General features: G+C 72.5%; 18 protein-coding genes. 13 read left to right on the forward strand and 5 right to left on the reverse strand.

Going from position 1 to position 23,160, the window contains the following annotated elements; all coding sequences use genetic code 11:
- Positions 1-2: 2 nt before the first annotated feature.
- Genes PV734_RS26185 through PV734_RS26200 form a run of 4 tightly spaced genes read left to right on the forward strand, consistent with a single transcriptional unit; the run spans position 3 to position 3,040 of the window.
- Complete coding sequence (locus tag PV734_RS26185) at positions 3-1,016, forward strand: FAD:protein FMN transferase (protein WP_319095200.1); 1,014 nt, start codon at positions 3-5, stop codon at positions 1,014-1,016.
- Positions 1,013-1,606: a ferric reductase-like transmembrane domain-containing protein gene (locus PV734_RS26190; protein ID WP_319095201.1), complete on the forward strand. Its 594-nt coding sequence runs from the start codon at positions 1,013-1,015 to the stop codon at positions 1,604-1,606. Before PV734_RS26185 ends, PV734_RS26190 begins: the two co-directional genes overlap by 4 nt.
- On the forward strand, positions 1,603-2,823 hold the full coding sequence (locus PV734_RS26195; protein ID WP_319292179.1) for an NADH-ubiquinone oxidoreductase-F iron-sulfur binding region domain-containing protein: 1,221 nt from the start codon (positions 1,603-1,605) through the stop codon (positions 2,821-2,823). The genes PV734_RS26190 and PV734_RS26195 overlap by 4 nt, the downstream gene beginning before the upstream one ends.
- 1 nt (position 2,824) lies before the next feature.
- Positions 2,825-3,040 carry a ferredoxin gene (locus tag PV734_RS26200; RefSeq protein ID WP_319095204.1) on the forward strand — a complete coding sequence of 72 codons (216 nt, stop codon included), beginning with the start codon at positions 2,825-2,827 and terminating at the stop codon, positions 3,038-3,040.
- Between the two features lie 71 nt (positions 3,041-3,111).
- Here the strand turns inward: PV734_RS26200 and PV734_RS26205 are convergent, their stop codons facing one another.
- Genes PV734_RS26205 through PV734_RS26215 form a run of 3 tightly spaced genes read right to left on the reverse strand, consistent with a single transcriptional unit; the run spans position 3,112 to position 5,158 of the window.
- Entirely contained in the window at positions 3,112-4,035 is a 924-nt protein-coding gene (locus tag PV734_RS26205) for an aminoglycoside phosphotransferase family protein (RefSeq protein WP_319292182.1), read from the reverse strand.
- A 47-nt stretch (positions 4,036-4,082) separates the two neighbouring features.
- Entirely contained in the window at positions 4,083-4,580 is a 498-nt protein-coding gene (locus PV734_RS26210; protein ID WP_319095244.1) for a ferritin-like domain-containing protein, read from the reverse strand.
- 14 nt (positions 4,581-4,594) lie between these two features.
- Positions 4,595-5,158, reverse strand: coding sequence for a hypothetical protein (locus PV734_RS26215; protein ID WP_319292185.1), 564 nt, complete (start codon positions 5,156-5,158; stop codon positions 4,595-4,597).
- Between the two features lie 224 nt (positions 5,159-5,382).
- On the opposite strand from PV734_RS26215, the gene rimP reads away from it, so the two are divergent.
- From rimP to PV734_RS26260, 9 genes are all read left to right on the forward strand, one after another.
- On the forward strand, positions 5,383-5,919 hold the full coding sequence (gene rimP / locus PV734_RS26220; protein ID WP_319095207.1) for a ribosome maturation factor RimP: 537 nt from the start codon (positions 5,383-5,385) through the stop codon (positions 5,917-5,919).
- A 2-nt stretch (positions 5,920-5,921) separates the two neighbouring features.
- The gene (gene nusA, locus PV734_RS26225; RefSeq protein WP_319095209.1) at positions 5,922-6,935 is read left to right on the forward strand and encodes a transcription termination factor NusA; all 1,014 of its coding nucleotides are present in this window, start codon (positions 5,922-5,924) and stop codon (positions 6,933-6,935) included.
- A 98-nt stretch (positions 6,936-7,033) separates the two neighbouring features.
- Complete coding sequence (locus tag PV734_RS26230) at positions 7,034-7,312, forward strand: YlxR family protein (protein WP_319095210.1); 279 nt, start codon at positions 7,034-7,036, stop codon at positions 7,310-7,312.
- A 147-nt stretch (positions 7,313-7,459) separates the two neighbouring features.
- Positions 7,460-10,621: a translation initiation factor IF-2 gene (infB, locus tag PV734_RS26235; RefSeq protein WP_319095211.1), complete on the forward strand. Its 3,162-nt coding sequence runs from the start codon at positions 7,460-7,462 to the stop codon at positions 10,619-10,621.
- Positions 10,622-10,842: 221 nt separating this feature from the next.
- Complete coding sequence (locus tag PV734_RS26240; protein ID WP_319292189.1) at positions 10,843-11,133, forward strand: DUF503 domain-containing protein; 291 nt, start codon at positions 10,843-10,845, stop codon at positions 11,131-11,133.
- Between the two features lie 54 nt (positions 11,134-11,187).
- Positions 11,188-11,631: a 30S ribosome-binding factor RbfA gene (gene rbfA / locus PV734_RS26245; RefSeq protein WP_319095214.1), complete on the forward strand. Its 444-nt coding sequence runs from the start codon at positions 11,188-11,190 to the stop codon at positions 11,629-11,631.
- Positions 11,628-12,536 (forward strand): tRNA pseudouridine(55) synthase TruB, encoded by a 909-nt coding sequence (gene truB, locus PV734_RS26250; RefSeq protein WP_319095215.1) that lies wholly within the window; start codon positions 11,628-11,630, stop codon positions 12,534-12,536. Before rbfA ends, truB begins: the two co-directional genes overlap by 4 nt.
- 311 nt (positions 12,537-12,847) lie before the next feature.
- A complete protein-coding gene (locus PV734_RS26255; protein ID WP_415924269.1) occupies positions 12,848-16,471 on the forward strand; it encodes a serine protease in 3,624 nt (1,207 codons plus the stop codon).
- A 184-nt stretch (positions 16,472-16,655) separates the two neighbouring features.
- Positions 16,656-17,603, forward strand: coding sequence for a bifunctional riboflavin kinase/FAD synthetase (locus PV734_RS26260; RefSeq protein ID WP_319292194.1), 948 nt, complete (start codon positions 16,656-16,658; stop codon positions 17,601-17,603).
- A 113-nt stretch (positions 17,604-17,716) separates the two neighbouring features.
- Here the strand turns inward: PV734_RS26260 and PV734_RS26265 are convergent, their stop codons facing one another.
- Positions 17,717-21,994 (reverse strand): SCO5717 family growth-regulating ATPase, encoded by a 4,278-nt coding sequence (locus PV734_RS26265; RefSeq protein WP_415924268.1) that lies wholly within the window; start codon positions 21,992-21,994, stop codon positions 17,717-17,719.
- 499 nt (positions 21,995-22,493) lie between these two features.
- Positions 22,494-22,892 carry a DUF397 domain-containing protein gene (locus tag PV734_RS26275; protein ID WP_319292196.1) on the reverse strand — a complete coding sequence of 133 codons (399 nt, stop codon included), beginning with the start codon at positions 22,890-22,892 and terminating at the stop codon, positions 22,494-22,496.
- Positions 22,893-23,160: the final 268 nt, after the last annotated feature.

Genomic DNA, 23,160 nt, shown 5'->3' on the forward strand with positions numbered 1-23,160 from the left:
TCGTGACGACCACCGCCGTCCGCCCCACGGCCGCCGCCGACTGGCGTGCCCTCGGCACCAGCGTCCGGCTCGTCACCACCGACCCGGCCCTGCTGGACTCCTGCAACCTCCTGCTGGCCCGTCATCTGGCAGAGGTCGACGCCACCTGCAGCCGCTTCCGCGAAGACTCCGAACTCTTCGCGCTGGACGGCACCGACGGCCGCCCGACCCGGGTCAGTCCCCTGCTCGCCGAGGCCCTTGCAGTGGCCCTCCGCGCGGCAGAGGCGACCGACGGAGCCGTGGATCCGACGGTCGGCTCGGCGATGGACGCCCTCGGCTACGACCGCGACTTCTCCCTCGTCCAGGAGGACGACCGTCCGGTACGGCTCACCGTGCGGCGAGTCCCCGGCTGGCGCCGGATACAGCTGGACCGCGCGACCGGCACCGTCACCGTCCCGGCCGGCATCCGCCTGGACCTGGGCGCCACAGCCAAGGCCTGGGCCGCCGACCGGGCCGCGCGCACGCTCGCCCGGGCCGCCGGGTGCGGAGTCCTCGTGAGCCTCGGCGGTGACACGGCTGTCGCGGGCGAGCCTCCGACGGGCGGCTGGCGCATCCGCGTCCAGGACGTCACCGGCCCGGCGGAGGAGCCGCCCGCACAGGGCCCGTACACCACGATCGGCCTCCACAGCGGCGGCCTCGCCACCTCCGGCACGGCCGCCCGCCACTGGCGCCGGGGTGAGCACACCCTCCACCACATCATCGACCCGAGCACCGGCCTGCCCGCCCGGACCCCCTGGCGGACGGTCTCCGTGGCGGCGGCCGACTGCGCCGACGCCAACGCGGCTACCACGGCGGCCCTGGTCAAAGGCGCGGGCGCGGAACGCTGGCTGACGGCCCTCGGCCTCCCGGCGAGACTCGTGGCGCACGACGGAACGGTCGTGACGACGCCGGGCTGGCCCAGTTCACCTTTCGCGGAGGGGACTTCGGCACTTCCCAGCTACACCCGCGCTCCCACGGACCCGGAGGCAGCCGCATGACCTCCGAAACCCTCTGGTACGCCAACCGGGCGACGGGCGCCGTATGCCTGGTCCTCTTCACCGTCGTCGTCCTGCTCGGCATCGCCGTGAGACTACGCACCAGACTCCCCGGTCTGCCCGGATTCGGCACCGTGGCCCTGCACCGCACCCTCTCCCTCTCCGCCACGGCCTTCCTCGCCCTCCACGTAGCCGCCGCGGTGGTCGACGGCTACGTCGACATCACCCCCCTCGACGCCCTCGTCCCGTTCGTCTCCGACTACCAGCCCCTCTGGCTCGGCCTCGGCACGGTCGCCCTGGACCTGATGCTCGCAGTGCTGATCACCAGCCTGCTGCGCACCCGCCTCGGCCACCGCACCTGGCGTGCCGTGCACTGGCTGGCGTACGTCTCCTGGCCGATCGCCCTCGTCCACGGCATCGGCATCGGCACGGACACCGGTGCCGACTGGATGACCTGGCTGACCGTGTCCTGCGTCGCCGCCGTCCTCGCCGCCTTCGGCATCCGCACGGCCCGCGCCGTACGAGCCTCCCGCCGGACCCCGGCCGCCCTGCTCCACACACCGGAACGCCCGCTCGAAGGGGCCCGCTCATGACCACCACGTACGCCGACATCCTCATGCCACCCCGCCTCCTGGCCCCTGGCGGCGCCCCGGCCGACCTCACCACGCACGAGCAGCGGTACGGTCCCGTCTCCTACGGCGATCCGGCCCAACTCCTGCGGGCAGTCGGCGAGTCGGGACTCACGGGCCGGGGCGGCGCCGCCTTCGCCACCTACCGCAAACTCGTCTCCGTGGCCGACGCCGGACGCCGGACCGGCCGAGTCCCGGTGGTCGTCGCCAACGGTGCCGAGGGGGAGCCCGCGAGCCACAAGGACAAGACGCTGCTGCGCCTCTCGCCCCATCTCGTCCTGGACGGGCTGCAGTTGGCGGCGGCGGCGGTCGGCGCCGGCGAGGCGTACCTCGCGGTGGAGGCGGGCGCGAGCCACCTGGAGGCGGCCCTTGCCGAGCGCCGCCACGACCCGCTGTCCGTTCAGGTCGTCCGCGTCCCCAGGCGGTTCCTGTCCGGCCAGTCCTCCGCCCTCGCCTCGTACGTCTCCGGTGGCACCGCCCTCCCGCGATACCAGCGCCCACCGGTGCGGGAGCGCGGAGTGCACCGGGCCCCGACCCTCGTCCAGAACGTCGAGACCCTGGCCCACCTCGCGCTGATCGCCCGCTACGGCGCCGACTGGTTCCGGGCCGCCGGGACGCCGTCGGAACCCGGTAGCGCGTTGTGCACGGTGCATGTGCCCGGGCGTGAAGTACGGGTCGTCGAGGCCCCGTTCGGGATGCCGATCGGCAGACTGCTGCCCCTGGGTCCCACCGGAGCGGTCCTCGTCGGCGGCTACCACGGCAGCTGGATCCCGGCTGCCGAGGCGGCCCAACTCCCGCTCAACACCATCCACTTGGGGGCAGGTGTGCTCGCCGCCCTGCCCGCCGACCACTGCGGCCTCGCCGAAACCGCCCGCGTCCTCAGGTACCTGGCCCTGGAGTCGGCAGGCCAGTGCGGCCCCTGCCTCAACGGCCTGCCCCGGATCGCCACCGCCTTCCAGACCCTGGCCGCCCCCGGCCCCCAGGGCACGGTTCGCGCCGACATCGCCCGCTGGGCCGGCCTCGTCGAGGGGCGCGGCGCCTGCCACCACCCCGACGGCACGGTCCGCCTGGTCCGCTCGGCCCTGACCACCTTCGCCACCGAACTCGACGCCCACGCGACCGGCCACTGCACGGCGACGGACGCGACCCCGCTGCTGCCCGTCCCCAACGAGAGGAGCTGACATGCCCCAGAGCCAGGAAACGACGACGATCGACATCGACTGGACGTCCTGCAAGGGCCACGGCCTGTGCGCGGAACTCCTCCCGGAACACATCACGTTGGACGAATGGGGCTACCCACTCGTAAGCGGCACCCCGATCCCCGCCCGCACAGTGAAACGAGCCCGCAGGGCGGCGACCGACTGCCCTGTCCTGGCCCTCAAACTCGCGGTTGGGTGATCCACCCAGGGGCGCGGGGAACCGCGCGACAAGCCACGACGAACCCACGCCCGACAACGAGACCGAGTACCTCAAAGCCACCCGGCAAACTCCAACAGCAACTCCGCATCCTTGGGCCGCCCCACACGCAGAGCCCGCACACCGGACTCCACCGCCCTGAACAACGTCCACCCCCGCAACCGCTCCTGATCCACATCCAACGACTCGGCGAGCCGCTTCACCCGACGCCGAGTGATCGCCGCTCCCGAGGGGGACGCGATGAGATCCTCCACCCGGTCCCGGACCAGCCGCGCCAAATCGAACGCGCACTCACCGACCACCGGATCCGGCCCCACCGCCAGCCATGGCGCCCGCTCCGCGGCCAGCACCTTGCTCTGCCGGAACGTCCCGTGCAGCAAGCGCGCCTCCGGCGGCGCGACCAGCAACTCCGTACGTGCGGCGAGAGCCGTCTCGACCAGTGGCGCCACCTGCGCGTCCGCGCCGGCGCTCGCCGCCATCGCCTCCGCCTGGCGACCGGTCCGCGTGGCCACCGTCTCGAACGTCGCGTCCGACCCGGCGGGCGGCTCGACCCACAGCCGCCGCAGCGTCCCCGCCGCCTCCAGCAGGGCCTTCGCCTCGGGCAGCGACCGCACCGACACGTCCGGATGCAGCCGCTCCAGCAACAGCACACCCTCACCGGTGGAGCCAACGGCGTCGGCGGACGGCTCCAGCAACTGCACCGCGCCCGCCCCGCCCCAATGGGCCAGCGCCGCCCGCTCGCTCTCCGGCCGGGCCCGGCGCGGTGCGAGCTTCAGGACGGCGGGCATATCGTCAGCCCGCCGCACCAGCACCACCAGACTGCTCCGACCGCCTGGAACCTGCACCCGTTCCATGGTCAACACGCGTAGATCCAGGGCCTGTTGAGCAGCCGCGGGCAGCCGCGCCAGCCAGTCGTCACCGTCCGGTACCGTCTCGCCGAGCGCCCTCACCAGACGGGGCGGCGGTTCGAAAGCCATGCGCGAGTCGTTCCTTCCGGTGCGCGGTACGCGGTATGCGGTTCGGGCTACGCCGAGGGTGTCACCGGCGCCGTGGCCGGTGCCGACGCGGAGCCGGCCCGCTCGGCGAGCCCTGGGAAGGGTACGCTCCCGCCCCGCCAGCGCACCGCCCGCACCGCGGCCTCCCGCAACGCGTCGGCCCCCGTGCGGCGCCGCTCGCCCTCGGCCGCCCGGACGAGGTCGGAGTACACCCCGGCGACCCGCTCCTCCAGCTCCGCCGCGAGACGGACGGCGGCGTCCGAGTCCGGCACGGGGAACGGCAGGGCGTACCCGGCCGCCGCCGCCACCGGCTTGCTCCCGAGAGCCCGCACCATGCGCGCCAGCGCGTCGCGCCGGGCCCGATGGGCGTCGTACGCGGCCCTCGCCTCGGTCCGGCGGGCCTCGCCGATCAGCCCGCCGACCACCCCGTACCCGTACACCGCCGCGTGCTCGGCGGCCAGGGCGGCCTGGAGCGCGGTCACCTCCGCGGAGTCCTTGTCGGCCTTCTCCGCCTTCTCCGTCTTCATCGGAGTCGCCCCGCTCACTTCATGCCCTCCGTCAGCAGATACACATGCGCGGCCCCGGCCGCCGCGACCGAGGCCAGCACCCGCGCCAGCTCACCCGGCACGTCGAGCAGCGCCTTCGTACGCCGGTCCACGAGGGTCCGTTCGGCGGCGACGAGTCCGGCGAGGGCGTCCTGCTCGTCGGCCGGCCCCGTGGGAGCCGAAGGTGACGCGGACGTCGATGTCGATGTGGGCGTCGATGTGGGTGCAGGGGTCGGCGTGGGCGTGGGGGTCGGTTCGCCGCCCCCGAACGCCTTCGCGTGCCGTTCGGCCTCCGCCCGCAGCTCCGCCAGCCGCTCCGCCAGCACCGGGAACGCGGCGATCGCAGCGTCGTACTGCTGTACGAGGTCCGTGCTGTCGCGGGCGGCACGCGCGCGCGTGCGCTCGGCGACCGACGGACTGCCGGCGCTCGTGACCGTCGAGTCGGGCTCGGCGGTACAGCCCACGAGGAGGGCGGCGCCCGCGGCCGAGGCGAGCAGGGTCCTTCGGCGCGGACCCGGAGAGGTTCCCAGCGGGGTGCGCGACAGTGGGGGGAACGGCACGGCAGACGTCCTCGGAGGGCTCGTACGAACGGGAGACCGCGGAATGTCACGGAGGGCAGCGCGCCCGTGATCACCGTACCCGCGCCCCGGCCCGGCAGCCGCCACCGGCGCAGCCGGGCGACGGACGGCGTCCCGGTGGACGGCAACACCCCCTGGGACCGGATACCCTTTGACCTGACACGCGACCTACCCACAACAGCACACGCGGCCGAGGAGTCACCCGGATGAGCACCACCCAGAGCGAGAGGCTTCGAGAGCTCCTGGAGCCGCTCGTCAGCTCGCAGGGTCTCGATCTCGAAGAGATCGCAGTGGAGTCAATCGGGCGCAAGAGAGTGCTGCGGGTCGTCGTCGATTCCGACGACGGCGCCGATCTGGACGCGATCGCCGATGTGAGCCGCGCGCTCTCGGCGAAGCTCGACGAGACCGACGCGATGGGTGCGGGGGAGTACACCCTGGAGGTCGGTACCCCCGGCGCCGAGCGCGAGCTCACCGAACACCGGCACTACGTACGTGCCGTCGAACGCCTGGTGCGCTTCCAGCTCACCGAGGGCGGGGAACTGGTCGCCAGGATCCTGACCGTGGACGACGAGGGCATGGACCTCGAAGTGCCGGGCGTGAAGGGCCGAAAGGCCACCGCCCGCAGGCTCGCCTTCGGTGACATCGACAAGGCCCGCGTCCAGGTCGAGTTCAACCGCAAGGACAAGAGCGGCAAGAACGATATGCAGGACGAGCAGGACATGACGGAAGAAGAGGAGGCGTAGCCGTGGACATCGACATGAGTGCCCTGCGGGGCTTGGTGCGGGAGAAGGAGATCTCCTTCGACCTGCTGGTCGAGGCGATCGAGTCGGCCCTCCTCATCGCCTACCACCGCACCGACGGAAGCCGCCGCCACGCGCGCGTGAAGCTCGACCGGGAGACCGGTCATGTGACCGTGTGGGCGAAGGAGGACCCCCAGGAGCTGGAGGAGGGGCAGGAGGCACGCGAGTTCGACGACACTCCGTCGGACTTCGGCCGGATCGCCGCCACCACCGCCAAGCAGGTCATCCTGCAGCGCCTGCGGGACGCCGAGGACGACGCGACGCTCGGCGAGTACGCGGGCCGTGAGGGCGACATCGTCACCGGTGTCGTCCAGCAGGGCCGCGACCCGAAGAACGTGCTGGTGGACATCGGCAAGCTGGAGGCCATCCTGCCGGTGCAGGAACAGGTTCCCGGGGAGGACTACCAGCACGGGCTGCGGCTGCGGTCGTACGTCGTGCGAGTGGCGAAGGGCGTGCGCGGTCCGTCCGTCACCCTCTCGCGCACGCACCCCAACCTGGTGAAGAAGCTCTTCGCGCTGGAGGTCCCGGAGATCGCCGACGGTTCGGTGGAGATCACCGCCATCGCGCGCGAGGCCGGTCACCGTACGAAGATCGCCGTCCGGTCCACGCGCAGCGGACTGAACGCCAAGGGAGCCTGCATCGGTCCCATGGGCGCCCGGGTGCGCAGCGTCATGGCCGAGCTGAACGGCGAGAAGATCGACATCGTCGACTGGTCGGACGACCCGGCCGACATGGTGGCGAACGCGCTGTCCCCCGCTCGGGTCAACAAGGTCGAGGTCGTCGACCTCGCCGCCCGTTCCGCGCGCGTGACTGTCCCCGACTACCAGCTGTCGCTGGCGATCGGCAAGGAAGGCCAGAACGCCCGGCTCGCGGCCCGGCTGACCGGCTGGCGGATCGACATCCGCCCGGACATCGAGCAGCCGTCCGAGCGGCCCGCTGAGCAGCCCCGCGACCGCTAGGGGAATAGATCCAAGCCGCAGGTGGCTGAGATCACGACAACAACCGTTCGATTGTTGCCCCAAAGGGGTGAGGTCGTTTCGGGGAGGTAGACTTAGGAGTGTCTGGCCGGACGCGTGCCCGCGTATGCCCTGAACGCACCTGTGTGGGGTGTCGGGAGCGAGCGGCCAAGAAGGATCTGCTGCGCATCGTGGCGGTCGAGGGTGAATGCGTCCCCGATCATCGCGGTACGCTGCCCGGCCGGGGTGCGTACGTGCACCCCGCCCTGATCTGCCTCGACCTGGCGGTCCGCCGCCGGGCGTTCCCACGGGCACTGCGTGCCCCGGGAACTCTCGACGTGGTGGCGTTGCGCCGGTACGTCGAAGAGGCAACACCGTAGGACGCGTCGCGCGGAACCCCGTGCGGCTCTGGTACCCCCGCGAGTTGGAAGTAGGTCGAGATTGCGATGAGCACTCGATGAGCACGCGATGAGTACGCCCATGAAGTAGCGACGGTCCGGCCGCAACCCGGACCTAAAAGGAGCGAAGTGGCTAAGGTCCGGGTATACGAACTCGCCAAGGAGTTCGGGGTGGAGAGCAAGGCTGTCATGGCCAAGCTCCAGGAACTCGGTGAATTCGTCCGATCGGCGTCCTCGACGATCGAGGCGCCGGTAGTACGCAAGTTGACAGACGCCTTCCAGGGCGGGAGCAGCGCCAAGCCCGGCGCCCCGCGCAAGGCGGCCCCCAAGCCCGGCGCGCCCTCCCCGGCGCAGTCGGCCCGTCCGGCTGCCCCGCGGCCGCCGGCTCCCAAGCCCGCTGTGGCCGAGGCCCCCGCGGCGCCCGCCGCGCCGAGCGCGCCGGTCACTCCGGTCACGCCGGCCCCCCAGGGCTCACGTCCGACGCCGGGTCCCAAGCCCGCGCCGAAGCCGGTCACCCCGGCGCCGACCACGCCGGAGTTCACCGCTCCGCCGTCGGCCCCGGCCGCTCCGGCCGCCGCGCAGGCCCCGCGTCCCAGCGGTGCCCGTCCCGGTGCCCCGCGTCCCAGTGGTGCCCGTCCGGCCGGTCCCGGTCAGGACCGTGGCCAGGGTCAGGACCGCGGTCAGGACCGTGGTCAGGGCCGTAGCGAGCGTCCGGGCGCCCCGCGTCCGGCCGGCCAGGGCGCTCCGCGTCCCGGCGGTGCCCGTCCGGCCGGTCCCCGTCCGGGCAACAACCCCTTCACGTCCGGTGGTTCCACCGGCATGGCGCGTCCCCAGTCGCCCCGTCCGCAGGGCGCCCCGCGCCCCGGTGGCCAGGGCGGTCCTGGTGCCCCCGGCGGCGCTCCGCGTCCGCAGGGCGCCGGTGGCGGTCAGGGTGCTCCGCGTCCGCAGGGCGCGGGCGGCGGCCGTCCGTCCCCGGGCGGCATGCCCCGTCCGCAGGGTGGTCCCGGTGGCGCTCCGCGTCCCGGCGGCGGCCCCGCAGGTAACCGTCCCAACCCCGGCATGATGCCGCAGCGTCCCGCTGCGGGCAGCCCCCGTCCCGGTGGTGGCCCCGGTGGCCGCGGTCCCGGTGGCGGCGGCGGTCGTCCCGGCGGTCCCGGTGCCGGTGGCGGTCGTCCCGGTGGTGGCGGCGGCTTCGCCGGCCGTCCGGCCGGTCCCGGTGGTGGCGGCGGCGGTTTCGCCGGCCGTCCCGGTGGTCCCGGTGGCGGTGGCGGCGGTTTCGCCGGCCGTCCGGGCGGTCCCGGTGGTGGCGGCGGTGGCCGTCCCGGCTTCGGCGGTCGTCCCGGTGGTCCGGGTGGCCGTGGTGGCACGCAGGGCGCCTTCGGCCGTCCCGGTGGTCCCGCGCGTCGTGGTCGCAAGTCGAAGCGGCAGAGGCGCCAGGAGTACGAGGCCATGCAGGCCCCGTCGGTCGGCGGCGTCATGCTCCCTCGCGGCAACGGACAGTCCGTCCGCCTGTCGCGTGGTGCTTCCCTGACCGACTTCGCCGAGAAGATCGGTGCCAACCCGGCGTCGCTCGTCGGCGTGATGATGAACCTCGGCGAGATGGTCACCGCCACGCAGTCCGTCTCCGACGAGACGCTGCGGCTCCTCGCGGACGAGATGAACTTCGTCCTCGAGATCGTCAGCCCCGAGGAGGAGGACCGCGAGCTGCTCGAGTCCTTCGACATCGAGTTCGGTGAGGACGAGGGTGGCGAGGAGTTCCTCGTCGCGCGTCCGCCGGTCGTGACCGTCATGGGTCACGTCGACCACGGTAAGACCCGCCTCCTCGACACCATCCGCAAGACGAACGTCGTCGCGGGCGAGGCCGGTGGCATCACCCAGCACATCGGTGCCTACCAGGTCGCGACCGTCGTCAACGAAGAAGAGCGTCGCATCACCTTCATCGACACCCCGGGTCACGAGGCGTTCACCGCCATGCGTGCCCGTGGTGCCAAGTCGACCGACATCGCGATCCTCGTGGTGGCGGCCAACGACGGTGTGATGCCCCAGACGATCGAGGCGTTGAACCACGCCAAGGCGGCCGGTGTGCCGATCGTGGTCGCGGTCAACAAGATCGACGTCGAGGGCGCCGACCCGACCAAGGTGCGCGGTCAGCTCACCGAGTTCGGTCTGGTGGCCGAGGAGTACGGCGGCGACACGATGTTCGTCGACATCTCCGCCAAGCAGGGCCTCAACATCGAGAGCCTGCTGGAGGCCGTGGTCCTCACCGCGGACGCCTCGCTCGACCTGCGGGCCAACCCGGAGCAGGACGCGCAGGGTATTGCGATCGAGTCCCACCTGGACAAGGGCCGCGGCGCCGTCGCGACCGTTCTGGTCCAGCGAGGCACCCTGCGGGTCGGCGACACCATGGTGGTCGGCGACGCGTACGGCCGTGTCCGCGCGATGCTCGACGACAAGGGCGACAACGTGGAAGAGGCGGGTCCCTCGACCCCGGTCCTCGTCCTCGGTCTCACCAACGTCCCGGGCGCCGGCGACAACTTCCTGGTCGTCGACGAGGACCGTACGGCGCGTCAGATCGCCGAGAAGCGGGCGGCGCGCGAGCGCAACGCCAACTTCGCCCGCCGGGGTGTCCGGTTCTCCCTGGAGAACCTGGACGAGGCCCTCAAGGCCGGTCTGGTGCAGGAACTCAACCTCATCATCAAGGGCGACGCGTCCGGTTCGGTGGAGGCTCTCGAGTCCTCGCTGCTCCAGCTCGACGTCGGCGAAGAGGTCGACATCCGCGTCCTGCACCGCGGTGTGGGTGCGGTCACCGAGTCGGACATCGACCTGGCGACCGGCTCCGACGCCATCGTCATCGGCTTCAACGTCCGCGCTGCGGGCCGCGCGGCGCAGATGGCGGAGCGCGAAGGCGTCGACGTCCGGTACTACTCGGTGATCTACCAGGCCATCGAGGAGATCGAAGCGGCCCTCAAGGGCATGCTCAAGCCGGAGTACGAAGAGGTCGAGCTCGGTACGGCGGAGATCCGCGAGGTCTTCCGCTCGTCCAAGCTGGGCAACATCGCCGGTGTGCTGGTCCGCTCCGGCGAGGTCAAGCGCAACACCAAGGCGCGGTTGCTGCGCGATGGCAAGGTCATCGCGGAGAGCCTCACCATCTCCGGTCTGCGTCGCTTCAAGGACGACGTCACCGAGATCCGCGAAGGCTTCGAGGGTGGTATCAACCTCGGAAACTTCAACGACATCAAGGTCGACGACGTCATCGCGACGTACGAGATGCGGGAGAAGCCGCGCGGCTGAGCAGTCGGTGCGTGTCTGAGCTGGCCGGCGGGGAAAGTTCCCGTCGGCCAGCTGGTCGTCTGCCGGGGGCTGCGCCCCCGAGGATGGGACGGGTAGGGGCGGCGGGGGCGAGAACAATCCCGTCGAGTCACCGGCCTCCACGCTGTACCGTTCTTGATGTCCCTGCCCACACCGCCGGCGGGGCCATCGATCCCGCACCGGCGGGTCATCCGGATACACACATGTACGTGGGGACTCTGTCCTTCGACCTCCTGCTCGGCGACGTACGCTCGCTGAAGGAGAAGCGTTCCGTCGTCCGGCCGATCGTCGCCGAGCTCCAGCGCAAGTACACGGTGAGCGCGGCCGAGGTCGAACACCTGGACCTGCATCGCAGAGCCGGCATCGGCCTGGCGGTGGTGGCCGGGGACGTCCAGCACATCACTGATGTGCTGGACCAGTGCGAGCGACTGGTCGCCGGTCGCCCCGAAGTGGAACTGCTGTCCGTTCGGCGGCGCCTCCACGGCGACGACTAGCCGACGATGAACGACCTGCAAGAACGCAGAACAAAAAGAACGGGAGACGGACCAGTGGCCGACAACGCGCGGGCGAAGAGGTTGGCTGACCTCATCCGAGAGGTGGTGGCCAAGAAGCTGCTGCGCGGGATCAAGGACCCGCGGCTCGGCTCCCAGGTCACCATCACGGACACCCGGGTCACCGGGGACCTCCGGGAGGCGACCGTCTTCTACACGGTGTACGGGGGCGAGGAGGAACGGGCGGCGGCAGCAGCCGGCCTGGAGAGCGCCAAGGGTGTGCTGCGCTCCGCGGTCGGCCAGGCCGCGGGCGTGAAGTTCACGCCTACCCTGACCTTCGTCGCGGACGCGCTCCCGGACACGTCCAAGAAGATCGAGGACCTCCTCGACAAGGCGCGTGCCTCCGACGCGCAGGTGCGCCAGGCGTCCGCGGGCGCCGCGTTCGCCGGTGACGCGGACCCGTACAAGAAGCCTGACGACGAGGACGACACCGCCGAATGACGCAGAAGAACACCAGGACGCCCGACGGGCTTGTCATTGTCGACAAGCCGTCGGGCTTCACTTCGCACGACGTGGTCGCCAAGATGCGCGGGATCGCCAGGACCCGCCGCGTCGGACACGCCGGCACCCTCGACCCCATGGCCACGGGCGTACTCGTCCTCGGGGTGGAACGGGCGACCAAGCTCCTCGGCCACCTCGCGCTGACGGAGAAGGAATACGTGGGCACTGTCCGCCTGGGACAGAACACGCTCACGGACGACGCCGAGGGGGAGATCATCTCCTCCACCGACGCCTCCGCGGTCACCCGCGAGGCCGTCGACGCCGGTGTCGCCAAGCTGACCGGCCGCATCATGCAGGTGCCGTCGAAGGTCAGCGCCATCAAGATCGACGGCGTGCGCTCCTACAAACGGGCCCGTGAGGGCGAGGACTTCGAGATCCCGGCCCGCCCGGTCACCGTCTCCTCCTTCGCGGTGTACGACGTCCGGGAGGCGGTCGCGGCCGACGGCACCCCCGTGGTCGACCTGGTCGTGTCGGTGGTGTGCTCCTCCGGTACGTACATCCGCGCGCTGGCGCGGGACCTGGGCGCCGACCTCGGGGTGGGCGGTCACCTCACCGCGCTGCGCCGGACACGGGTCGGCCCGTACAAGCTGGACGCGGCCCGGACGCTGGACCAGTTGCAGCAGGAGCTGACGGTGATGCCGATCGCCGAGGCGGCCACCGCCGCGTTCCCGCGCTGGGACGTGGACGAGCGGCGGGCGCGCCTGCTGACGAACGGCGTACGGCTGGAGATGCCCGAGGAGTACACGGGCGTCGGCGCCGTGGCCGTCTTCGACCCCGCCGGGCAGTTCCTCGCCCTGGTGGAGGAGGAGAAGGGCAAGGCGAAGAGCCTCGCGGTCTTCGTCTGAGCCCCCGGCCGAGCCGAGACCGCTGGACTCGCGCGCTCGCCGGGATGAGGGCCTGGGTGCGGTACCGAGCCGTGGAGCGGCGATCACGGGGACACGTTCCCGCCGCTCCACGGTTCCCCCCTCGGTTCCCCCATCCAAGGTGTATCCATCTCTCGCGATGCATTCACCCGTCCGGGCAGGCGCTCGGAGTGAACCGAGGGGGCGGAAGGGGGCGCGTTCGCCGCACGCCCTGTCCCGCTGATCATCGGGTGCCTACCGTCGTAGTAGACGCGTGCGTACACAGGCTCGCGTGTATGACGGGGAGGACGACGATGGCGGGACGGGGCCCGCGCGCCGGGGGCGGCCGTCGGCCGTCGGCCGGTGCGCGAGAAGCGCGGGACGGCGAGACCGCTGCCGAAGCTGCCGACGAGTGGCTCGTGCGCGTGTGCGATCTGGCCGGACGCCCGCGGGGCATGGGTTTCGTCGCGGACCACCACGGCACGCTGGTCACCAGCCACGAGGCGGTCGACGGCCTGGCCCGGCTGGTCGTGCACGGCGCCGCGGACCGTACCTGCGTGGTGTCGGCGGCGGATGCCGTGACCCCTCTTCCGCACCTCGGCCTGGCCCTTGTGCACACCCAAGGCCTTGGCGTGGGCCCGGTCCCCGTCTCCGCCCGGATCCGCGTCGCGACAGGCACATACGTACGGATCGCGGCGGGCGGCTGGCGTGAGGCGCGGGTGCTCGGCACGACCGACGTCACGTACACGGCCACGGACCGCTTTCATCTTCTCCCCGATGCCCTTGAGCTGGCGATCGGCACGGCGGGCAGCGACGCGCTGCGGCTGGGCGGCGGCGCGGCCGGAGGGCCGGTGCTCGACCGTACGACAGGGGCGGTGCTGGGCGTCCTGGGCACCGCCCTGCTCCCGCAGTCCACGGACGGGCCGGGAGAGCCGGTCGGACACCGCGCCGCCGGCTTCGCACTCCCCTTGCGTGGCCGGCTCGCGGACAGCCAGGGCCCGCTCACCGAACTCCTGGCCCGCAACGCGGCGACGGTGCCCGCCTACGGCGCCGACCTCAATCTCGCGGGCGTCCTGGAACTGACGGCCACCTCCGTGGGCTCGGACGGACCGCCGGGCGCACTGGCGGGTTTCGTGGGCCGTGCCACGGGCGGCGTGGACGCGGATGTGGTCGAACCGGTCGAACGGGCGGAACTGACAAGGGAGTTGAAGGCCTTCACCGCCGCGCGTGAGAGCACGGCCGTGGTCCTCGGCCTGGTCGGGGCCCCGGGCAGCGGCCGTACGACGGAACTCGCGGCCCTTGCTGCCCGCCGCCACCGGGACCCGGACCCGGCCCCCACCCTGTGGCTGCGCGGCGCCGACCTGCGTGACGAGGACACCTCGGTGGCGGACGCGGCCCGCCGCGCGCTGGACCGGGCGGGCCGGATCGTCGCCGCGTCGGGCGGGCGCGACGGATACCTGGGCGACATCACCCCGGAACGCCTGGCCCGCCTCGCCCACACGTCGGGCCGCCCCCTTCTGCTCCTCCTCGACGGACCCGAGGAGATGCCCCCAGTCCTGGCCCACCGAGCCCCCGAATGGACAAGGGCGACGGAGAAGTGGCTCCAGGAGACGAACGCCCGCCTGGTGATGGCCTGCCGCCCCGAGTACTGGGAGCAGACAGGGGGTGCGGCCCCCGGGGACGGCACGGGCAGGAGCGGCGGCGAAAACCCCCAACGCCCACCCCACCCCCCGCACCACCACCACCTCCTCCTCACCGACCTCACCGAAACCGAGGCCCACCAGGCCCAGGCCCGTTATGCCGTCCCGGCGACCGCCCTCACCCCCCAGGACGCCTGCCACCCCCTCACCCTCCGCCTGCTCTCCGAGGTCCGCGCCGCACTCCCGGCCCTCCCCGAGGACCCCGGCACCCCCACCCCCCGCCTCGACCGCCACGACGTCTTCACCGCCTACCTCGACCTGATGTGCCTCCGCATCGCCGTCCGCCTCGCCGCCGAGAACGGCCTGCGCGGCACCCCCGTGCGCCGCCTCGCCGCCAAGGTCTCGGGCCAGGTCCACGAGGCCGCCCGCCGCAGTCTGGGCCCCGGACAGGGCGAGCTGGACCGGGAGTCCTTCGAGTCCGTGTTCCCCTGGGGCCCCGCACCGGCCCGGCTGGGCGGCGGCACGGGCTGGGCCTCCGCCGTCCTCACCGAAGGTCTCCTCGTCCCCGCCGGCACCGGTTACCGCTTCGCCCACGAGGAACTCGCCGACTGGATCCAGGGCGCGCACCTGGACGTGGACGAGGCGCTGCACGCCCTGGTCCACCGGCGCCGACCGGAGAACGCCGGGGACACGGCACCCGTCCCCGTGCCGCACCACCGCATCGGACCGGTGGTCCAGTCGCTGCTGCTCCTCGCCCGCCAGCACGGCACTCCCGAACTGGCTTCCCGTCTCAGGGAGTTGGTGCAGGCGCTGGGCCCCGGGTCCGGGTCCGACCCCCGCCCGTCGGCCTCCACCTGGTGGGCGACCCACCTCCTCACCGACGTACTCCGACACGTCCCCGACGCGACCCCGTACACGCACGCCCTGCGCCTCCTCGCCGACCACGTCGTGGCCCTCCGCCGGCAGAATCGGGCGGTGCCGCCAGAGTTGGGGCCCTCCTTCTGGACCGCGCTCCACCTTCCCGACGTCGCCCGCTTCGACCTGCTCCGCAGGCTCGTCGTCGGTGACGAACCTCCGGGCCGGTCCGACCAGCCCCGCTACCTGGACGCCGTCGCCCGACTGCTCGCCACCGACCCCGTCGCCGTGCAACCGCTCCTCGCCCGCTGGTTCGACGACGACAGTCCGCTGCCCGCGACGCCGGACGCGACCGTGGCCACCGCCGCTCAGGCACTGCTCCACACCCATCGCCACCGGGCCCTGGACGGCCTGATCGAAGTGCTCGTCGACAGCGCTCACCGGCGCGGGGACGAACTCCTCGCCGTGCTCGCCGAGGAGGAGCCGTCCGCCGTCTGCCTGGCCGTGGCCCGGTGGGCGCACGACGAGCGGCCGGCCCGGCGGGTCGCGGCGGTGGCGTACGGCCCGCGGGTCGCACCTCATGTGCGCAACGAGGCCGATCGCGACCTGCTGCGCTCAGCGGCCCTCGCCCTGCTCGCCCGCCCCGCCGACCGCACCCTGCACGGCGGAGCGCTCGCACTCCTCGTCCGAGACCCGGTCACCCGCACCCGTCATCTCCCGCAGGCACTGCGGCACTTCACAGCCGGCGACTCGCACCTCCCGCCGGGCGCCCTGGTCGTCGCGCTCGCGACCCACCCGGAGCCGGTCCTCGACGCGTTCCGGGCCAGGCTGCTCGGCCCGGAGGCGGGCGACACCCTGCGCACCCTCGCCGACGTCACGGCCCCGGCCTCGGCCCGCCGGGTCGCCGCCCTCGTACGGGAGGTGGTGGAGCGGCACCCGGGGACCGCCGGGCACATGGCCGCGTACGTGGACCGGCGCCTGGACCACGGTCCCACCGTCCGGCCCGTACTCCTCCCGCTGGTCACCGGCCTCCTCGACGACGGCCCGGCACCGGTACGCGCGGCCCTCGCGACCGTGCTGGCCGCGCCCGGGGCCCCCGTCTCCCGCCCGTTCCGCCATGAACTCCTCGAAGCCCTTCTGTCCCGGGAGCACGACCCCACCGTCCTCGACGCCGTGCTCCGGGCCACCGCGAAGGACGCGGCCCGCCACGGAGAGCTGCGCACCCGGGGCCTGGTACACCGCTGCGGGCTGCTTCTGGTGCGTACTCCGGAAGGCGCGACGCGTTTCGACTGCGTCCTGGTCGAACTGGGCAGGCGGGTGCCGGGATTCGCGGTGTCGCTGGCGGGCTGGCTGGCCGACACTCCCGGGGAGTGGGCGACCGTGGTCGGCCCCAGCACCCGCCGCATGATCGAGAACCTGGCGGGCGTACGGGTCCCCGCGTAGACGTCGTCGGATGAGGCATCTCCGGTGACATCCGCTGCGACAGTCGACAATCGGTCACGTGCGCCCCGTCACAGCCTCCATGCCGATGCGAGCGGGGCGCGTTCGGCATGGCACCCTTAGACCTGCGTAAGAAGGCCTGCGTAAGAGGCAGACACGGACACGGGTTCGACGAGGAGCGGTCACAGTGCAGCGCTGGCGTGGCTTGGAGGACATCCCCGAGGACTGGGGACGCAGCGTCGTCACGATCGGCTCCTACGACGGAGTCCACCGCGGACACCAGCTGATCGTCAGGCACGCCGTGGCGCGCGCCCGTGAGCTGGGCGTTCCCACGGTCGCCGTCACATTCGACCCGCATCCCAGCGAGGTCCTGCGGCCGGGGAGCCACCCGCCGTTGCTGGCCCCGCACCACCGCCGCGCCGAACTGATGGCCGATCTGGGTGTCGACGCCGTCCTCGTCCTCCCCTTCACCAAGGAGTTCTCGAAGCTCTCCCCGGCCGACTTCGTGGTCAAGGTCCTGGTCGACAAGCTGCACGCCCGGGCGGTCGTCGAGGGTCCGAACTTCCGATTCGGCCACAAGGCGGCCGGCAACGTGGAGTTCCTGACCGAACTCGGCCGCACCTACGACTTCGAGGTCGAGGTCGTCGACCTGTACGTGTCGGGTGAGGCGGGCGGCGGCGAGCCGTTCTCGTCCACGCTGACGCGTCGCCTGGTCGGCGAGGGTGACGTGGAGGGAGCCGGCGAGATCCTCGGCCGCCCGCACCGCGTGGAGGGCGTGGTGGTCCGAGGCGCACAGCGAGGGCGTGAACTGGGCTTCCCCACCGCCAACGTCGAGACGCTGCCCCACACCGCGATCCCGGCCGACGGTGTCTACGCGGGCTGGCTGCACGCGGATGGCGAGAGGATGCCGGCGGCGATCTCCGTCGGCACGAACCCGCAGTTCGACGGCACGGAACGGACGGTGGAGGCATACGCCATCGACCGTGTGGGCCTTGATCTGTACGGCATGCACGTCGCCGTCGACTTCCTGGCGTTCGTGCGCGGCCAGGCCAAGTTCGACTCGCTGGACGCACTCCTCGTCCAGATGTCCGAGGACGTGAAGAAGTGCCGCGAGCTGATCGCGGCGGAGGGATAGCGCCGAGCCGGTAGTAGGTACACAGCTACCCGACTACCCGACTACGCAGCTACCCAGGTACAAGAGAAGGCGGCCGGTGCCCTCGGGCACCGGCCGCCTTCTCTGCTCATCGCCTACTGCTGCGGGTGACCCGGTTGCTGAGGCGGCTGGTAGGGCTGCCCCGGCTGTGGCGGATAGCCGTACGGCGGCTGTTGCGGCTGCTGCTGCGGGTACGGGTGGCCGGGTTGGGGCGGCGGCGGGTACTGCCCCGCAGGGCCGGGCGGCGGCGGGTACTGCTGGCCCTGCCCCGGAGCCGGCGGGGCCGCCGGGTACGGCTGCTGGTGTCCCGGCATCGGCGGGGCCGCTACCGGGGGCGGGTTGCCGTCCGACGTCCACAGCCCGTGCATCTGCTGGTGCCGTACGAAGTCCTCGGCGACCATGGCCGCGAGGTTGAAGTAGGCCTCGCGCACCTTGGGCCGCATCATGTCGAGGTCGACCTCGGCACCGGCCGCGAGATGCTCGTCGAAGGGCACGGTGATGACGCCCCGGCAGCGCGTCTCGAAGTGGGAGACGATGTCATCCACCTTGATCATCTTGCCGGTCTCGCGCACTCCCGAGATGACGGTGAGGGACCGCGAGACCAGATCCGCGTACCCGTGCGCGGACAGCCAGTCCAGCGTCGTACTGGCGCTGCTGGCACCGTCGACGGACGGCGTCGAGATGATGATCAGCTGATCGGCGAGGTCGAGTACGCCACGCATGGCGCTGTAGAGCAGACCGGTACCGGAGTCGGTCAGGATGACCGGGTACTGCTTGCCCAGTACGTCGATCGCGCGCCGGTAGTCCTCGTCGTTGAAGGCGGTGGAGACGGCGGGGTCGACATCGTTGGCGATGATCTCCAGACCGGACGGCGCCTGGGACGTGAACCGCCGGATGTCCATGTACGAGTTGAGGTACGGGATCGCCTGGACGAGGTCACGGATGGTGGCCCCGGTCTCGCGCCGTACACGACGGCCGAGTGTGCCGGCGTCGGGGTTGGCGTCGATGGCGAGGATCTTGTCCTGCCGCTCGGTGGCGAGGGTCGAGCCGAGCGCGGTGGTCGTGGTGGTCTTGCCGACACCGCCCTTGAGGCTGATGACGGCGATGCGATAGCAGGAAAGCACCGGCGTACGGATCAGTTCGAGCTTGCGCTGCCGCTCGGCCTCCTCCTTCTTGCCGCCGATCTTGAACCGGGAGGGCGCTGCCGCGGGCCGACCGCTCTTCGCCTTCTGCTTCTTGTTGTTGAGCAGCCGGTCGGAGGACAGCTCGACGGCGGCGGTGTAACCGAGCGGCGCGGCACCGGGGTTGGTCATCTGCCGCTGGTCGTGCTGGATGGCCTGTGGCCAGGCGGCCCCGGTACGCGGATCCACGGGCGGCTGCGGCTGCGGCGCGGCCTGCGGAACCCCGGGCACGCCGCCGCCCTCCGGGCCGGGCATGGGCTGCCGGTACGCCGGCTGCGGCGGCGACGCGGGAACGGCACCCGGGACCTGCGGGGGCGACTGAGGTCCGGCCTGCGGGTGGGGCGCCTCGGGCTGCTGAGGCACCTGAGGCTGCGGCGGCGCCTGCTGCGGGGACGCCTGCGGGAAGGGGAACCCATAGCCGCCGGGCGCGGCGGGCTGCCCCGGGTACGGGAAGCCGTACCCGGGCTGTGGAGGCACGAGGGAACCGGCCGGCGGCGGGAACCCGTACCCGTCCTGGGCTTCGGACGCCGGGGCGGGGGAGGGGGGCCCGGCGTTGCCGGCGGGTGCCGGAGCCGGGGGAACGGGTGCCGCAGGCTGCGGGAAACTGGGGGCGCCCTGGGGCTGAGGGGCGGCCGGGCCTTGGTTGCCGTGTCCGGCGGGCGAGGCGTCCGGCGTGCTCGGGGCTGGAGCTGGGATGCCGGGGTGCGGGAATCCGTATCCGGCCTGGGCGTTGGGTCCTGCCGGGTTCGGGGCCGGTGCGCCCGGCTGAGGGAAGTTGTAGTCGCCCTGAGGGGGATGGGCTGCCGTGGGCGCTGCTCCGGGGGCCGGCGGGAAGCCGTACCCCGCCGGGGAAGCGTTCGGGTCGGCCCCAGGGGCGCTCGGCGCCACCTCGACCTGGCCGCTGTCCGCCGCTGCCGGGGGCGGGAACCCGTAGCCGGCGGAGGCGTTGGGCGCGGGGGCTGGGTTGCCGGGGTGCGGGAATCCGTAGCCGGCCTGGGCGTTGGGGCCTGCCGGGTTCGGGATGGGTGCGCCCGGCTGAGGGAAGTTGGAGTCGCCCTGGGGCTGAGGCCCTGCGAGTGCCGGGCCTTCCGGGCCGGGGGCCGGTACGCCGGGGTGCGGTTGCGGGAATCCGTATCCGGCGCGAGAGGCATCCGACGTGGGGGCGGAGGGGCTTGGGGCCGGCGCTGGGTTGCCGGGAGGCGGGAATCCGTAGCCGGCCTGGGCGTTGGGGCCTGCCGGGTTGGGGTTGGGGGTTCCTGGCTGGGGGGACACATGCCCGCCCTGGGCGTCGGGGCCCGGCGGGTTCGTGACGGGTGCGCCCGGCTGGGGGAAGCCGTAGCCGCCCGGAACCGGGACGGGAGCCGTCGGGGTCGGGAGGCCGTGTCCGCCCTCAGCGTGGGGGCCCGCCGGGTTGGGACCGGGGGCTCCTGGCTGGGGGTATGCGTGCCCGCCCTGGGCATCGGGGTTTGTCAGGTTCGGCACGGGTGCGCCCGGCTGGGCGGAGCTGTCCCCGCCCTGGGCGTCGGGGCCTGCCGGGTTCGTGACGGGTGCGCCCGGCCGAGGAAAGCCGTAGCCGCCCTGGGCGGTCGGGGCCGGGGGCGGGAAGCCGTACCCCGCTTGGGCGTTGGGGGCGGTGGGAGCTGCCGGAGTTGCCTGCGGCGGGAATCCGTGGCCGACGGGTGGCTCACCCGGGGCCGTGGCAGGGGCGGTCGGGTGGGGAGGCGGGAAGCCGTACCCCGCCTGCGGGGGAGCGTTCCACGCGGCGGGCGCGGGTTGCGGGGCCTGCGGCTGGAACTGAGGCTGCGGCGACGGTACGGGCGGCTGCTGGCCCGGAACGGCCGGAGGCTGCGGTTGGCCCGATGCTGACGCGGCCTGGGGCTGAACAGGAGCCGCTTCCGGCCGCGCCGGCGGCTGAGCGTGCGGCTGCGCGGGCCACTGTCCCGCCGGAGCGGGCGCGGCCGGCTGGAATGACGGAGGCAGCGGCGGCAACCCGACCTGAGATGTCGGGGAGGGAGCCCACGAGGGCGGCACGGTCCCGGGCGCGCCCTCCGGAAGCGGGGGCATGTTGAACGGTGCGCTGGGCACCGAGTCCCGCGCGGGCACGACCGGGACGGAGTCCCGTACGTCATCGACAGTGCCCGGCACCGGCACCGCGTCCCCGGATCCGGTGCCGACCTCGGGCTCCACATCGTCGGGCTCGGGCTCGGCCTCCGCGGGCTCGGCGTCCACCCGTGCCGTGGTCACCGATTCCTCCGGCGCCACGGCGACCGACGTCGCGTCGACGGGCTCGGCGTCCTGGGCCTCCGTGTCCGCGTCCGTGAGCTCGACGGCCTGCGGCGCTACGGCGTACTCGGTGGCGTCCTGATCCTGGGGCTCGTCCTCCGAGGGCTGGGGAGCGGCGCCGCTCACTTCCTCGGTGACCTCGCCCACCCCCGTACCCTCGTCGCCCTCTCCCTCGGACTCCGCCGCGTCCGCGACGACCTCGGCCTCCGCCACGGGCTCGGCCAGATCGTCCACGGACTCCGGGACGCTCCCCGCGAACTGGCCGGAGTGACCGGAATCGTCGTCGGCCTCAGCCGCGACCACTGGCTCCTGCGGCTCTTGCGGTTCCTGGGGAGCCTCGTGGGCGGCCTGCTCCACGGACTCGCGTCGCGCGGCCGCAGGGGAGATCCGCATCGTCGAGCCGCTCTCCAGATCACCGTCCTCCACCACCTCGGCCGGCGGAGCCGGAGGGGCCGGCGGCACCGGAGGGGTCCACTGGGTCGGGAATCCGCCCGCAGGGAAGCTGGGCACCGCCGTGGGGCTCGCGGGCCCACCCGGAACTCCGACCTGTGGCGCCGCAGGCTGGAACCCGCCGCCCACCGGCAGTCGGGGCACAGCCACAGCACCTGCGGGAGCAGGAGCCGCCGCCGGAGTGGAACCAGTATCGGAACCCTCCGCCCCGGCACCCGAAGGAGCGTCCGCGTCCGTATCCGCCCCTGTATCCGCGGCATCGACCGACTCGTCGCCCGCCTCGGCATCCGTCTCGTCCCCCGACGACCCCGACCCTCCCGACGCGTTCTGCGTGTACCAGGCCGGCGTCGCGTAATCGATGGTGAACTCGCCCGTCATCTCGCTGGCGGACTCCGCGTCGGACTGGTTGTCGCCGGGTGTGGCCCAGCCCCCGCGGATCCCGTCCGGATCGCTGTTCACAATTCCTCCTGGTGTGGTCGAGCACCCTCGTGCAGTGCCGGGCGACCATTTCTCGTCTGTATTCGTCTCGTCCGAAGCCGGCCCGTGGATCGTGTCCACGTCGTCCGGCGTCGGACGCTGGAGGTCGTCCGATCTGCCCGGTTTTCCCCCCGGTACGCCGGCGCCCGGTCCACGGGTTCTGGCGTCGCGCCACTCCCAGCCTAATCACCACGACCCCCGACCCGGCAGGCCCGTCCACCCCTCAGTGACCGTCCATTACGTCACAGCCTGACCGGAACCGATCCCGTCCGTACGCGAACCGCCCTCTCCGACAAGAGAGTTGACAGGACCGCTACGACATCTGTCCCACCGGCGCCATAGCCTCCCCCGCATAGTAGGCGGCCCCTCTGACAACGTACTTCGCGGAAAAGCGCGAGAAAAAGCGCAAGAAAAGGGGGTGGGGCCGGCGCACCGCACCGGCCCCACCCCTGGGACCCCTCACTCAGGACGACTGAGTGAACTACTCCACGTCCCCACCTGAATCCGTACTGGAACCCGCACCCGCGCCCACATCCGAACTCGAACCCGAGTCCGACGGTGCGGCTTCCGCCGCCGCGAGCCCGCCATTGAGCTCCGTCGGCTCCAGATCGAACTCCCCGTCGCGTGCCCCGAGCACGAAGGCCGTCCACTCCGCCTCCGTGTAACGGAGGACGGTGTCATGGTCCAGGGACGACCGCATGGCCACCGCGCCCTCGGGGAGATACGCGATCTCGACCCGCTCCTCGTGCTCCTCGGTGCCCGGAGCGCCGTGCCACTCGACGCCCGAGATGTCGAGGGAGTACAGCTCGTCCCGCTCCCGCTCCTTGCGCGCCTTGACGTCCTCATCCTGTGAGCCCGGTGCGCCCTGTGCCTCCGCCATGGCGAAGCGACCCCTTCCCGACGTACGTGATATGACAACTACGGTCTGTGCTCTCACCCTAGTGGCCGAGCCCGGCCGGTCCGGGCTGTTTGCACACGCGGTGAAGACGGCCGCTGCCTGCTGGTATCCTGGGCGACGGCCGTTTGTGTACGCACCCCTGGAGTCACTCACTCCGGAGGCGGCGCGCAGCGGATTCCCGCCTACCGAGTAACAGAAGATCCCCTGAGATGTGGACCAGGGGCGCTCGGTGGCTCTACAGGGACTTACG

This window comes from Streptomyces sp. AK08-02, from assembly GCF_033795085.1.
In the GTDB taxonomy this organism is placed as follows: domain Bacteria; phylum Actinomycetota; class Actinomycetes; order Streptomycetales; family Streptomycetaceae; genus Streptomyces; species Streptomyces echiniscabiei.

Bases quoted from the DNA above. Each gene is read 5' to 3' on its own strand.
- PV734_RS26190 (WP_319095201.1), top strand. From the start codon at position 1,013: ATGACCTCCGAAACCCTCTGGTACGCCAACCGGGCGACGGGCGCCGTA.
- PV734_RS26195 (WP_319292179.1), top strand. From the start codon at position 1,603: ATGACCACCACGTACGCCGACATCCTCATGCCACCCCGCCTCCTGGCC.
- PV734_RS26200 (WP_319095204.1), top strand. From the start codon at position 2,825: ATGCCCCAGAGCCAGGAAACGACGACGATCGACATCGACTGGACGTCC.
- PV734_RS26205 (WP_319292182.1), bottom strand. From the start codon at position 4,035: ATGGCTTTCGAACCGCCGCCCCGTCTGGTGAGGGCGCTCGGCGAGACG.
- PV734_RS26210 (WP_319095244.1), bottom strand. From the start codon at position 4,580: ATGAAGACGGAGAAGGCGGAGAAGGCCGACAAGGACTCCGCGGAGGTG.
- rimP (WP_319095207.1), top strand. From the start codon at position 5,383: ATGAGCACCACCCAGAGCGAGAGGCTTCGAGAGCTCCTGGAGCCGCTC.
- PV734_RS26240 (WP_319292189.1), top strand. From the start codon at position 10,843: ATGTACGTGGGGACTCTGTCCTTCGACCTCCTGCTCGGCGACGTACGC.
- truB (WP_319095215.1), top strand. From the start codon at position 11,628: ATGACGCAGAAGAACACCAGGACGCCCGACGGGCTTGTCATTGTCGAC.
- PV734_RS26255 (WP_415924269.1), top strand. From the start codon at position 12,848: ATGGCGGGACGGGGCCCGCGCGCCGGGGGCGGCCGTCGGCCGTCGGCC.
- PV734_RS26275 (WP_319292196.1), bottom strand. From the start codon at position 22,892: ATGGCGGAGGCACAGGGCGCACCGGGCTCACAGGATGAGGACGTCAAG.